The sequence below is a fragment of the Sulfitobacter litoralis genome (assembly GCF_900103185.1).
GTDB classification, from domain to species: domain Bacteria; phylum Pseudomonadota; class Alphaproteobacteria; order Rhodobacterales; family Rhodobacteraceae; genus Sulfitobacter; species Sulfitobacter litoralis.
This window is the reverse complement of sequence record NZ_FNJD01000005.1, coordinates 25497-38854: the sequence shown is the minus strand read 5'-3', so window position 1 is coordinate 38854 and position 13358 is coordinate 25497. Positions and strand designations below refer to the sequence as shown.

The window sequence follows — 13358 nt, the reverse complement described above, 5'->3', positions numbered from 1 at the left end:
GTAGCGGGCCTTTTCGTTGGGCCGAGGCTTTCATGCCCGACAAACAGACCGCACCCAGACCCCGATACGCCACACGTGATGAATACGTCCTTGTTCATGGTAGGCGGCATCGAAATCTCCTATGGTATCGGGGCTGGGGCTGCGTTGGTTCAGAAGGGCATTGGATGGGCTTTGTGGGCGGCATCCAGATCGGCCATCACCTCGTCATCAAGATGCAAGTCAATGGCCCCCAGAATAACGTCAAGCTGGTCAAGCGACGTCGCGCCAAAGATCACCGACGCCATAAAGGGCCGTTGCCGCGCGAACGCCATCGACATCTGAACCGGGTCCAGCCCGTGTTTCTGCGCAAGCTGCAAATAATCCTCTACGGCAGCAAACGCGCGGTCTGTCTTGCGCCCGCCCAAATCCCCGTTGATCGCCATCCGCGACCCTTCGGGTATCGCGCCGCTCTGGTACTTGCCGGTCAACAGACCTGCCCCCAAAGGAGAGTAGGACAGCATGCCAATCTCTTCGTTGTGGCATGTCTCTGCCACGTCGCTATCGGCAATGCGGTTCAACAGCGAATATTCATTCTGCACAGAGACCGGACGCGGGCCGCCTGTCCGCTCCGCTGCATTCACCCATTGGGTCAGACCCCAAGCGGTTTCGTTGCTCAGCCCGAAGGCGCGGATGGTGCCGCGGGTCACTTCGTCTTGCAGCGCGCCCATGCAGTCTTCCATATGGGCCATCGTCTCTGCGCGGTTCTGCGACGAGGGGTCATAGTCCCAGTTCTTGCGGAACATATAGCTGCCACGGTTGGGCCAGTGAAACTGATAAAGGTCGACGTAATCGGTGTTCATCCGCTTCAATGACGCCTCAAGCGTGCTGCGGATCGTGTCAGATGAAATCCCCGCGCCGTCGCGTACCGGTGCCCCCGCGCCCGAGTGTTTCGTCGCCAGCACAAAATCGCGACGCCCGGTCTTTGCGATCCACTCGCCGATGATCTCTTCGGTGCGGCCAATGGTTTCGGCTTTGACCGGATTAACGGGGTACATCTCGGCGGTGTCAATAAAATTTATCCCCGCATCAAGCGCGCGTTCGATCTGGGCATGACCTTCGTCAGAGGTGTTCTGCGTCCCCCAAGTCATTGAGCCCAGACAGAAATCTGTCACTTCGATACCGGTGTGGCCAAGTGTGTTCTTTTGCATCGGAATTCCTCGTTTAGCTTTGCGCCTAACCTTTCTGTTCCGCACTGCCACCGCAAGGTCATTTTAGAGGCACGGGAGCCGCGCAAAGGCCCGATGAAGAAAATTGTCGCACAGACATCGTTTTGGCCGTTGGTTTCGCCTGCAAAAGAGAACAGAGTAGCAAAATATGCGCCTTCTCATTTCCTTCGCCGCTCTCTTTTTATCTGTCATTTTGCTACAGTTGTCGTCGGGCGGTGTGGGGCCATTGGACGTGCTGTCGGGCATCCAGCTGGGCTTTACCAACCAACAGATCGGCCTGTTGGGGTCGGCGCATTTCGTGGGGTTCTTTCTGGGTTGCTGGGGCGCACCGCGTCTTTTGGGCAGTGTCGGCCACAGCCGCGCCTTTGCAGCCTTTACCGCAACAGGGGCGATCGGGCTGCTGTCACATATGATGGTGCTGGACCCCTATGCCTGGGCATTGATGCGGGTCGCCTCGGGATTCTGCGTTGCAGGGTGTTACACGGTCGTTGAGGCTTGGTTGCAGGCCAAAGTCACCAATGAGACGCGCGGCCGTACCATGGGGGCCTACCGCGTTGTCGACACCAGCGGGTCACTGGCGGCACAGATGATCATCGGCGTGCTCGCACCTGCATCCTATGTGTCTTATAACCTGTTGGCGATCTTGTGTTGTGCCGCGCTGATCCCGCTGGTGCTGACACGCCTGCCCCAACCCGAAACCCCTGAAAAGGGACGGTTGCGGCCCAAGCTGGCCATCCAGCGGTCCCCCTTGGCCGTCGCTGCGGTGGTCGTCGCAGCGCTGTCGAGCGCATCTTTCCGGATGGTCGGGCCGATCTACGGGCAAGAGGTCGGGCTGACCGCCGGTCAGATCGCGTGGTTTCTGTCAGCCTTCGTGCTCGGGGGCGCGATGGCGCAATTTCCCGTTGGCTGGCTGGCCGATAAATTCGACCGCCGCTGGGTGCTGATCTGGTTGTCGGCGGCGTCGATGGTAAGTTGCGCGGTGACGGTCATGTCTGCTGGCATGGGCACGCAGGCGGTATTCCTTGCCGCGACCTTCTTTGGCCTCACAACGTTTCCGATTTATTCCGTCGCGGCGTCCCACGCCCATGACTTTGCCAGCAGTTCCGAACGGGTAGAGCTGTCAGCCGCCTTGATGTTCTGGTTTGCCGTGGGGGCGATCTTTGCACCCTATTTGGCCTCGGTATTGATCGAAGGCTTTGGCCCCGCGGCGCTGTTTACCATGATCTCGGTCGGGCATGGTCTGCTGGTCTTGTTCGGTCTGACCCGCATGCGCGCGCGCCCCACAGCGGCGAAACGCACCCCCTATGTCTATGCGCCGCGCACGTCCTTCACCATTGGGCGCCTGATGCGCCGCAGCCGCGAACGCGACGCCCCCTAGCCCTTGCCCCGCCGCTGCGCTAGAGACGTGCAAAAGCAGTTTCGGGGTCCAAGTCATGACGCGCCACCTTATCACCTCCGCCATTCCGTATATCAACGGGATCAAACATCTGGGTAATCTTGTGGGCAGCCAACTGCCCGCGGACCTCTATGCCCGCTATCTGCGCGGGCGCGGCCACGAAGTGCTGTTCCTGTGCGCCACGGATGAACACGGCACGCCGGCGGAACTGGCTGCGGCCAAGGCGGGCAAACCGGTCGCTGAATACTGCGCGGAAATGCACGAGGTGCAGGCCCGCATCGCCGACGGGTTCGGCCTGTCGTTCGATCACTTTGGCCGGTCATCCAGCACGCAAAACAAGGTGCTGACCCAGCATTTCGCCGCAGCCCTGTATGACCAAGGCCTGATCGAAGAAGTCGAACAGCGGCAGATCTATTCCGAAACCGACGGGCGGTTCCTGCCCGACCGCTATGTCGAAGGCACCTGCCCTAACTGCGGCTTTGAAGACGCGCGCGGCGACCAGTGTGACAACTGCACCAAACAGCTCGACCCCGAGGACCTGATCAACCCGCGTTCTACCGTGTCCGGTGCCACCGACCTCGAGATGCGCGCGACCAAGCATCTGTTTCTGCGCCAGTCGCAGATGAAGGACAAACTGGATACATGGATCAACAGCAAGGCCGACTGGCCCGTGCTGACCACCTCTATCGCGAAGAAATGGCTGCATGATGGCGACGGTCTTCAGGACCGTGGCATCACCCGCGACCTGAACTGGGGCGTGCCCGTCAAACGCGGCGACACTGATTGGCCGGGCATGGAGGGCAAGGTGTTCTACGTCTGGTTCGACGCGCCCATCGAATACATCGCCTGCGCGCAGGAATGGGTCGACGCTGGAAAAGGCACCGATTGGGAACGCTGGTGGCGCACCGACAAGGGCGCGGACGACGTGCGCTATACCCAGTTCATGGGCAAGGACAACGTCCCCTTCCACACGCTTAGCTTCCCCGCGACGATCATGGGGTCGAATGAGCCGTGGAAGCTTGTGGATTACATCAAATCCTTCAACTACCTCAATTATGACGGCGGCCAGTTCTCGACCTCGCGCGGGCGCGGTGTGTTCATGGACCAGGCGCTTGAAATCCTGCCGGCGGACTACTGGCGCTGGTGGCTGCTGTCCCACGCGCCCGAAACCTCGGACGCCGAATTCACATGGGAGAATTTCCAGTCTTCCGTGAACAAGGATCTGGCGGATGTATTGGGCAACTTTATCAGCCGCATCACCAAATTCTGCCGCTCGAAGTTCAGCGAAGACGTCCCCTCAGCGGGCGAATACGGCCCCGAGGAACATGCGCTGATCGCGGATCTGACCGAACGTGTTGCCCGCTATCAAAACGCAATGGAGGCGATGGAGGTCCGTAAATCCGCCGCCGAATTGCGCGCGATCTGGGCTGCGGGCAACGAATACCTGCAGGCGCAGGCCCCTTGGACGACCTTTAAGACGGACCCTGACCAAGCCGCGGCACAGGTGCGTCTGGCGCTGAACCTGATCCCGCTTTATGCCGTGCTCTCTGCCCCCTTCATCCCCACCGCCGCGGCGAGCATGCTAGAGAGCATGAAGGTTGAAAATGCAGCATGGCCCGACGATGTGCCCGCCGCATTGGCACAGTTGCCCCCCGGTCACGGCTTTGAAGTGCCAGAAGTCCTGTTTGCAAAAATCACGGATGAGCAGCGCGATGAATGGGCGGAGAAATTCGCCGGAGTGCGCAGCTGATCCTACGCACCACGCTTTGAAAATGACAAAGGCCAGCGCAGTGCGCTGGCCTTTTTCGTATATCCCAAAGCGGCCCCGACCCGCACCCTGTTTAGGCGGCGAGCAACGGCAGACGGAAAATAAATGTCGTGACGCCATTTTCACAGGTCACATCGACCTGTCCGCTATGCGCTATCGCAATCGACGACGCGATATGGAGGCCAAGGCCCAACCCCTCTCCGGCAGTATCATCGCCGCGCTGATAGGGCTGGAACAGCTTCTGCCGCAGTCCGTCAGGGATCGGCCGGCCATGATTTGACACGGTAATCTCTACCTCTGCATCACTAACGCGCCCGCATACTGCGATTTCAGTCCCGGGATCAGCATGGCGCACGGCATTGGACAGCAGGTTCGACACCGCCTGCGCAACACGCGGGGCGTCACAGCTAACAGGTCGGTCAAATTGCAAATCTACCGTCACTTCATGATTGGGGACAGTTGCGCGCACCTCTTCGACGATCTGATGCAACGCGTCATACAGGGGCGCGTCAGGCGTCGCCGAGATACGGATACCACCGCCAAGCCGTGCCTTGGCGTGCAGCATGATGTTCTCGATCAGCTCGCTCATGCGGTGGATCGAGGAGCCCATCAACGGCAGAATTTTTCGCGCTTTATCCGACAGTGGCTCGCGGTCAAGCTGGCGCACGCCGGCATTCATTGCTGCAACTGAATTGCGCAGGTCGTGCCCTAGAACCGCGACAAATTCCTCTTGCATCTTGGCCATCTGCCGCTCGTGTTCGACCAGCTGTTCTTGCGCCTCAACACGTTCTTCAGTCTCGAGACTGCGGCCGATAGTGTCCGCGAAAAGTTCAAGCATCGCAACCACGCGGGGGTTCTTTACGTCGCGAGGTTCGGTGTCGATCGCACATAGTGTGCCAAAGAAAGTCCCATCGCTGCGTTTGATAGGAATAGAAGCATAGCTGACGATGCCGAACTGCGCCGCGATCGGGTGATTACGATACACATCATCCGTTGCGACATTGTTAAACAGGACTTTTTCCGAGGTTTCGTGCACCGACTGGCAAAAAGTCTGATCGATCCCGATCTCGTCCCCAGCCGAGAGGCCAAAATTCACCTCGTCCACCGTGCGACAGGCCACCCATCGGTCCGCCGTCACACGTGCCACAGCGGCAAACCGCATGTTGGTGGCCAACATCACCGTTTCCAGCAGCGTCCCAACCGTTTCACTGCCCGCGAGCATATCAATGTCATATTGGAAATCATGCGAGCCCAGCAAATAGGCGGCATGATCCTGAATAGTCGCGCGTAGCTGCGTTTCGTCGTCCAATGGGAACTCCCCGTTAACTTTCGCCGCTTACCATAATTCCTGGGCGTACGGCAACAATGGCCCACATCACACTCGAAAAACCGCTTTAATCGGCTACGGTGTGAATATAGTTCGCCGTGCAAGCAAGTAAAATATATTATTTACAGGGTGGTGCGGGCGGTGGGACTCGAACCCACACGGGCACAAGGCCCAACAGATTTTAAGTCTGGTATGTCTACCATTCCATCACGCCCGCATCGACGCGCACAATAGCCAGCTTGCGGGCGGTGTAAATGGTCAGATGCTGTCTTGGCGGTGCAAACGTCAGATCGCATCATGAAAGAGGATGGTTCAGGTCTTATCCGCAAGCATGATTTCTTTGACCGCTTCCATCGCAACATAGGTCGACGTGTTGGCGACATAGGGCAGCGTGGTGACTGTTTCGCCCAGGAATCGACGGTAGGCCGCCATATCACGCGTGCGCACTTTCAGCAGATAATCGAAATTGCCCGCGATCATATGCGCCTGTTCGATTTCAGGCACACGGGACACGGCCTCGTTGAAGGCCCGCAGAGCGACTTCGCGGGTGTCTTCCAAACGGACCTCGACAAATGCGACGTGATCCAGCCCCAGGCGGATCGGGTCCAAAAGGGCCCGGTAGCCCAGAATTATGCCGCTGTCTTCCAGCCGTCTCAACCGCGCTTGGGTGGGGGATTTGGACAGGCCGATCCGTTTTGCGAGATCGGTGATACTGATGCGACCGTCCTCGGCCAGAACCGAGAGAATCGCCGCGTCGAAGCGGTCCATTTTGAAGTCGTCGTTTGTCACGTAAAAGGCCCAATAATAAAGCGGTTTACCCACCAATCTGGCCGGAATCAGGAACTAATACTACTATTCACGCGCTATTCTACTGCAATTGTTAATTGGAGTACCTAATGGCACGCGATTCGTCCCCTATTTTGCGCCACCAGATCGACGCAGGCACCTACACCGACCAAGACAACGTCTTGCGTGAACTGGTGCGCAACGCGCATCTGTCGCCAGAGGAACGGGTCAAGATCACCAAAGACGCTGCACAGATCGTGCGTGACATCCGGGGCCACACCTCCCCCGGTATCATGGAAGTATTTCTGGCCGAATACGGTCTGTCCACCGACGAGGGTGTCGCGCTCATGTGTCTGGCCGAAGCCCTGCTGCGCGTGCCTGATGCCGAAACCATCGACGCGCTGATCGAGGACAAGATCGCGCCGTCCGATTGGGGGCGTCACATGGGGCACTCCACCTCGCCATTGGTGAACGCGTCAACGTGGGCACTGATGCTGACCGGCCGCGTGCTGGACGATGACCAACCCGGCCCCGTGCGCCACCTGCGCGCTGCCATTAAACGTCTAGGCGAACCGGTGATCCGCACCGCTGTCAGCCGCGCGATGAAGGAAATGGGCCGGCAGTTCGTTCTGGGCGAAAACATCAATGCCGCAATGGAACGCGCCAAGGGCATGGAGAAGAAGGGCTATACCTATAGCTACGACATGCTGGGCGAAGCCGCCCGCACCGAAAGCGACGCCAAGCGCTACCACCTGAGCTATAGCCGCGCGATCTCTGCCATCGCGACCGCGTGCATTCACAAGGACAGCCGCAAGAACCCCGGCATCTCGGTCAAACTCTCGGCGCTGCATCCGCGGTATGAGGTGGCGCAAGAGACCTCTGTCATGCGCGATCTGGTCCCGCGCCTGCGGGCGCTTGCCCTGCTGGCGAAATCCGCCAACATGGGCCTGAACGTCGACGCCGAAGAAGCCGATCGTCTGGGCCTGTCGCTGGATGTAATCGAACAGGTCCTGTCCGAACCCGCGCTGTCGGGCTGGGATGGCTTTGGCATCGTGGTACAAGCTTATGGCCCTCGCGCAGGCGTGGTGATCGACGCGCTCTACGATATGGCGATCCGCCACGACCGCAAGCTGATGGTCCGTCTTGTCAAAGGGGCATATTGGGACACCGAGATCAAACGCGCACAGGTCAAAGGCGTCGAAGGTTTCCCCGTCTTCACCCAAAAAGCCGCGACCGATGTGTCCTATATCGCCAATGCACGCAAACTGCTGAACATGACCGACCGGATTTATCCGCAGTTCGCCACCCATAACGCCCATACGGTCGCTGCTGTACTGCACATGGCCGACGATAAAGCGAAGTTCGAATTCCAACGTCTGCACGGCATGGGCGAAACTCTGCACAACATCGTGATGGAGAAACACGGTACCCATTGTCGCGTCTACGCCCCCGTGGGCGCACATGCCGATCTGCTGGCCTATCTTGTGCGACGCCTGTTGGAAAACGGCGCAAACTCGAGCTTTGTGAACCAGATCGTCGATGAAGACGTCGCCCCCGAGGTCGTCGCCGCTGATCCGTTCGACAGCCTTGCCGAAAGCGGCATGCACATCCCGACCGGCCCCGAACTTTACGCCCCTGCGCGCGTGAACTCGATGGGGTTCGATCTGATGCACACGCCGACGCTGGATGTCATCGAATCTGCCCGTGCCCCGTGGAAGGCACACCGCTGGGCCGCAGTGCCTCTCCTGAACGGTGAGGCAAAGCCCAAGAAAGCCGTGCGCTTGATCAACCCCGCTGCCTCCAGTCGCAGCCCCGGCACGGTGCGTAATGCCTCAGAGGCGGACGTGACCAAAGCACTGGACAACGCCGCCGTGTGGGACGCCCCGCTAGAAGAACGCCGCGAAGTCCTGTTACGCGCGGCAGACATGCTGGAATCGCACTACGGCGAGATTTTCGCCCTGCTGTCGCGCGAGGCCGGCAAGGGCCTGCCCGACTGCGTGGCAGAACTGCGCGAGGCGGTGGATTTCCTGCGCTACTACGCACAGCAAGCGACCAACACGCCGCCCGCTGGCCTTTTCACCTGCATCTCGCCTTGGAATTTCCCGCTGGCGATCTTCTGCGGGCAGGTCAGCGCGGCACTGGCTGCGGGCAACGCGGTGCTGGCCAAACCAGCCGAACAAACACCGCTGATCGCCTTCCTTGCGGTAACCCTTTTGCATGACGCTGGCGTCCCCCGCCACGCGTTGCAATTGCTGCCCGGTGGCGGCGAGGTCGGCGCGGCTTTAACCTCGGACAAGCGGATCAACGGCGTGGCCTTTACCGGCTCGACCAACACGGCGCTGCGCATCCGCTCTGCCATGGCCGAACATTGCGATCCCGGCGCGATCTTGATTGCGGAAACCGGCGGCCTGAACGCCATGATCGTCGACAGCACCGCCCTGCCCGAACAGGCCGTACAATCCATTGTCGAAAGCGCGTTCCAATCGGCGGGGCAACGCTGCTCTGCCCTGCGCTGCCTCTATATTCAGGAAGACATCGCCGAAGACGTGATCGAAATGCTCGAAGGGGCGATGGACGCACTGGTTATGGGCAACCCTTGGGACATCTCGACCGATGTCGGGCCGGTGATCGATGAGACCGCGCAAAAAGGCATCGCCGAGCATATCGACGCCGCCCGCGCCGATGGTCGGGTTATCGCCGAGCTTACCGCGCCGACGGCTGGCACTTTTATCGCGCCAACAATGATCCGCGTGAAGGGCATCGCCGACCTGGAGCGCGAGATCTTCGGCCCCGTTTTGCATATCGCCACCTTCAAGGCGACCGAGCTGAACAAGGTCGTCGATGCCATTAATGCGACGGGCTATGGGCTGACCTTTGGCCTGCACACACGGATCGACGACCGTGTGCAACATATCTCTGAACGGATCGAGGCGGGCAACATCTACGTCAACCGCAACCAGATCGGCGCGATCGTCGGCAGCCAGCCCTTTGGTGGCGAAGGTCTTTCAGGCACGGGGCCAAAAGCCGGCGGGCCGAACTACCTGCCCCGCTTCAGCGCGCCCGACCTCAAGGTGGTAGACGAAACATGGGACAGCACACAAAGCGACCTGCCCCGTCTGCCGGATCACAGCGGAGCCTTCCTCGAAACCATCACCCTACCGGGGCCCACGGGCGAATCCAACCGGCTCAGCACCCTGCCGCGTCCGGCGCTGCTGTGTATGGGCCCGGGCAAAGACACCGCAGCCGAGCAAGCCCGCGCGGTCACGGCCCTTGGCGGCAATGCGGTCGCGCTTCCGGGCAGCATCGACCCGACGGCGCTGACCGATGGACCAGCCTATGGTGGTGTACTGTGGTGGGGCGACGAGGCGACCGCGCGCAAACTGGAACAGGCCCTGTCTGAACGCGACGGGCCGATCATTCCGCTCCTGCGCGGACTGCCTGACACCGCCCGCGTCCGCGCAGAACGTCACGTCTGCGTCGACACCACCGCCTCTGGCGGGAACGCGCAGCTGTTGGGGGCAGCCGGCTGATCTGACCCAAGGGCGGGCGTTCCGACGCCCGCCCTTGACCACACCCGCGCAATGGCTAAGGGTCAGCCCATGTTCCCCATTCGCGATCACAACCCGTCCGGCCGCACGCCCTATGTCACCTACCTGCTGATGGCGGTGAATATTGGCGTTTTCCTCAGCTATGTCGGGCTGTTCAGCGACAACCGTGCGCTCAACATCTTCTTTTTCGACTGGGCGCTGATCCCCGGCCGCGTCACTACGGGGGACGGCTATACCGGCATCTTCACCTCTATGTTCTTGCACGGCGGATGGATGCATCTGGCCGGTAACATGCTGTTTCTCTACATCTTCGGCGACAACATAGAGGACGAAATGGGCCACGGCGGCTATTTGCTGTTCTACCTCGCCTGCGGCCTGCTGTCGGCGCTGGCTCATGTGATCTCTGCCCCCTATTCGCCGGTCCCGACAGTCGGGGCATCGGGCGCGATTGCAGGTGTAATGGGCGGCTACCTCTTGCTGTACCCCAAAGCCAAAGTCGACATCCTGATTATCTTTATTGTGTTCTTCCGTATCTTCCCGATCCCCGCATGGATCATGCTGGGCCTGTGGCTGGGGATGCAGTTTATCGGCGGCGTCGGGGCTGACCCCACCGTCGGCGGCGTGGCCTATTGGGCCCATGCTGGCGGGTTTATCGTGGGGATGGTTCTTACGATACCGCTTTGGCTACGGTTGGGTGGGCCGCGATTCTGGTCGACCACCGATGGGCACCCGCCGCATCCGCAAGCAACCTATCCCGCCAGTGCCAGCCGCATCCCAAAGGTAAGACGCAAATGACCGCCAGCACCCATAGCGCGACCTGTCACTGCGGCAGCGTCACCCTGACCGCCACCTTGCCAGAGGGGCTGGCCTCTGCCGCGCGCTGCACCTGTTCCTTCTGCCGACGCCGCGCGGCACCGGCCGTCACGGCGATCACCAGTGCGCTCAAGGTAACCAAAGGCGCAGAACATCTGACGCTCTACACCTGGGGCACCCATACGGCGAAGCATTATTTCTGTAAAATTTGCGGCATCTATATGTACCACCAGCGACGATCCGACCCGGCGCAATGCGGGGTCAATCTGGGGTGTATCGAAGGGGCCACGCCCTGGACGCAGGAACCGATCCCCTACAGCGACGGCATAAACCACCCGTCAGACAAATAGCCGACGGATGCTTCCAAATGGTATAAATCCTCGCCGAAGGCATTATGCCCCCGGCAACCGGATCAACCGCGAGCGATTTTCGCAAATCCGCTGAACAGCGCCTCGTTGGCGCAGACGATTTCACCATCGTCCAGAATGTTGCCTTCGGGGTTCAGCGGCTCGACCATGCCGCCCGCTTCGCGCACGATCAACATGCCCGCTGCCAGATCCCATTTGTTCAACCGGCGCTCCCAGTAGCCATCGTAGCGACCGGCGGCCACATAGGCCAGATCCAGCGCGGCAGAGCCCCAACGGCGCACACCGGCGCAGACCGGCAGGATGCGGCCCAGATCACGCAAGGTATCTGGCAAATCTGCGCGACCGGCAAAAGGCAGTCCGGTGGCAAAAATCGATTCAATCATACGCGAACGGCCCGAGACGCGCAGACGTCCTTCGTTCATCCACGCACCGGCACCCTTTTCAGCAAAGAACATCTCGTCCTTGGCGGGGTCGAATACCACGCCAGCAACGATCTGGCCTTTATGCTCTAGCGCGATGGAGACCGCCCAATGCGGCAGCCCGTGCAAAAAGTTGGTGGTGCCGTCCAACGGGTCGACGATCCAGCGGCGTGTGGGGTCTTGCCCCTCTTCGCCGCCGCCTTCCTCGGCCAACCAGCCATAGGTCGGGCGCGCGCTCATCAGTTCGGCTTTCAGCGTCTGTTCGGCCTGAATATCAGCGCGGCTGACAAAGTCGCCGGCACCTTTCATGGACACCTGAAGGTTCTCGACCTCACGGAAATCCTTGACCAGTCCGCGCCCCGCACGGCGGGCCGCCTTGATCATGATGTTTAGATTTGCACTGCCAACCATATTTCCGTGTCCTTTGATGGATCAGGCCGTGCGTATAAGCCCCCATACGGCATTTGCCAAGGGGGCAGCATCATCTGACGCAACGTGGCGCGCACGGTTCTCTTGTCTGCCTTCGATTAACATATAACGTGCCAGAAACATTGCTAAGGAGGAAAGCAAAATGTCCGACCAGATGAAACGAATTGTGCTTGCATCGCGCCCTGACGGGGCCCCGACGGCCGATAACTTCCGCCTCGAAGAGGGCCCTGTGCCCACACCCGGCGACGGCGAAGTGCTGGTCCGCATTAAATACATGTCGCTTGACCCCTACATGCGGGGCCGCATGGATGACGCGAAATCCTATGCCGCGCCGGTGCCGGTCGGCGGCACGATGGAGGGCGGTTCGGTCGGAGAGGTCATTGCCTCTAACAGCCCCGATTTGAAACCGGGTGACCATGCGTTCGGTATGCTGGGCTGGGCCACGCACGGCGTCCTGCCCGCCAACCAGCTGCGCAAAGTCGATCCTGATCAAGTGTCGATCACCACATCGCTTGGCGTTTTGGGCATGCCCGGGTTTACCGGATGGCAAGGTTTGATGGAATATGGTCGCCCAAAGGAGGGTGAAACACTTGTCGTCGCCGCTGCAACCGGCCCCGTCGGGTCTATGGTTGGCCAGATCGCCAAGTCGCACGGGCTGCGTGTTGTGGGCATCGCGGGCGGCGCGGACAAATGCGCCATGGCCAAAGACCACTTCGGTTTTGATGAATGCATCGACCACCGCGCCTATGATGACGCGAAATCGCTGCGTGCCGCGCTTAAAGACGCCTGCCCCAAAGGCATCGACATCTACTTTGAAAACGTCGGCGGCAAAGTGCTTGAAGCCGTTATCCCGATGATGAATCCGCACGGGCGTATTCCGATCTGCGGTATGATCGCATGGTATAACGCCGGTGGATTGGGCGCGAATGCTGCCGAAGAGGCGCTGACCGCGCCGAAACTGTGGCGCACGATCCTGGTGAACTTCCTCAGCGTGAATGGCTTCATCATTTCAAACCACTGGAACAACTTCCCCAATTTCCTCAAGGAAGTCGCCCCCAAAGTGGCAGATGGCTCCATCGCGGTAAAAGAGGACATCACCGAGGGCCTCGAAAACGCCCCACAAGCCTTTATGGACCTGTTGACCGGCGGCAACCAAGGCAAGGCCATCGTTAAGGTCGGCTAACACCAGTCGGGCGGGGGCGCACGCGCCCCTGCCCCCTTTTGTACCTACGGCGAACAACCCCCTGCCCCCTTGAAAAACACGGCGTCACGTGTCATATATTTTACGACACATGACGA

10 protein-coding genes and 1 tRNA gene are annotated in these 13358 nt (G+C 60.1%); 6 read left to right on the top strand and 5 right to left on the bottom strand.

The window, feature by feature from the left end; genetic code table 11:
* Positions 1–149: 149 nt before the first annotated feature.
* Positions 150–1187 carry an aldo/keto reductase gene (locus BLQ98_RS05815; RefSeq protein WP_093732402.1) on the bottom strand — a complete coding sequence of 346 codons (1038 nt, stop codon included), beginning with the start codon at positions 1185–1187 and terminating at the stop codon, positions 150–152.
* A gap of 166 nt (positions 1188–1353) precedes the next feature.
* Here BLQ98_RS05815 and BLQ98_RS05810 point away from each other — a divergent pair, with 166 nt between their 5' ends.
* Both BLQ98_RS05810 and metG read left to right on the top strand, forming a co-directional pair.
* Positions 1354–2583, top strand: coding sequence for an MFS transporter (locus tag BLQ98_RS05810; RefSeq protein ID WP_093732401.1), 1230 nt, complete (start codon positions 1354–1356; stop codon positions 2581–2583).
* Between the two features lie 55 nt (positions 2584–2638).
* On the top strand, positions 2639–4351 hold the full coding sequence (metG, locus tag BLQ98_RS05805) for a methionine--tRNA ligase (RefSeq protein WP_093732400.1): 1713 nt from the start codon (positions 2639–2641) through the stop codon (positions 4349–4351).
* Positions 4352–4442: 91 nt separating this feature from the next.
* Here the strand turns inward: metG and BLQ98_RS05800 are convergent, their stop codons facing one another.
* From BLQ98_RS05800 to BLQ98_RS05790, 3 genes are all read right to left on the bottom strand, one after another.
* Positions 4443–5678 carry a GAF domain-containing sensor histidine kinase gene (locus BLQ98_RS05800; protein ID WP_093732399.1) on the bottom strand — a complete coding sequence of 412 codons (1236 nt, stop codon included), beginning with the start codon at positions 5676–5678 and terminating at the stop codon, positions 4443–4445.
* Between the two features lie 148 nt (positions 5679–5826).
* A tRNA-Leu gene (locus tag BLQ98_RS05795) sits at positions 5827–5913 on the bottom strand.
* A 95-nt stretch (positions 5914–6008) separates the two neighbouring features.
* Positions 6009–6464 carry an Lrp/AsnC family transcriptional regulator gene (locus tag BLQ98_RS05790; protein WP_093732526.1) on the bottom strand — a complete coding sequence of 152 codons (456 nt, stop codon included), beginning with the start codon at positions 6462–6464 and terminating at the stop codon, positions 6009–6011.
* Between the two features lie 128 nt (positions 6465–6592).
* Between BLQ98_RS05790 and putA the strand changes: the two genes are divergently transcribed.
* The 3 genes from putA to BLQ98_RS05775 all read left to right on the top strand — a co-directional run bounded on the left by putA (position 6593) and on the right by BLQ98_RS05775 (position 11193).
* Positions 6593–10012, top strand: a complete 3420-nt coding sequence (gene putA, locus BLQ98_RS05785) for a bifunctional proline dehydrogenase/L-glutamate gamma-semialdehyde dehydrogenase PutA (RefSeq protein ID WP_093732398.1) — start codon at positions 6593–6595, stop codon at positions 10010–10012.
* Positions 10013–10081: 69 nt separating this feature from the next.
* The gene (locus BLQ98_RS05780) at positions 10082–10825 is read left to right on the top strand and encodes a rhomboid family intramembrane serine protease (RefSeq protein WP_093732397.1); all 744 of its coding nucleotides are present in this window, start codon (positions 10082–10084) and stop codon (positions 10823–10825) included.
* Positions 10822–11193 carry a GFA family protein gene (locus BLQ98_RS05775; RefSeq protein WP_093732396.1) on the top strand — a complete coding sequence of 124 codons (372 nt, stop codon included), beginning with the start codon at positions 10822–10824 and terminating at the stop codon, positions 11191–11193. Before BLQ98_RS05780 ends, BLQ98_RS05775 begins: the two co-directional genes overlap by 4 nt.
* Positions 11194–11255: 62 nt before the next feature.
* Here the strand turns inward: BLQ98_RS05775 and BLQ98_RS05770 are convergent, their stop codons facing one another.
* Complete coding sequence (locus BLQ98_RS05770; RefSeq protein ID WP_093732395.1) at positions 11256–12041, bottom strand: inositol monophosphatase family protein; 786 nt, start codon at positions 12039–12041, stop codon at positions 11256–11258.
* A gap of 160 nt (positions 12042–12201) precedes the next feature.
* Between BLQ98_RS05770 and BLQ98_RS05765 the strand changes: the two genes are divergently transcribed.
* Positions 12202–13242, top strand: coding sequence for an NADPH-dependent curcumin/dihydrocurcumin reductase (locus BLQ98_RS05765; protein ID WP_093732394.1), 1041 nt, complete (start codon positions 12202–12204; stop codon positions 13240–13242).
* Positions 13243–13358: the final 116 nt, after the last annotated feature.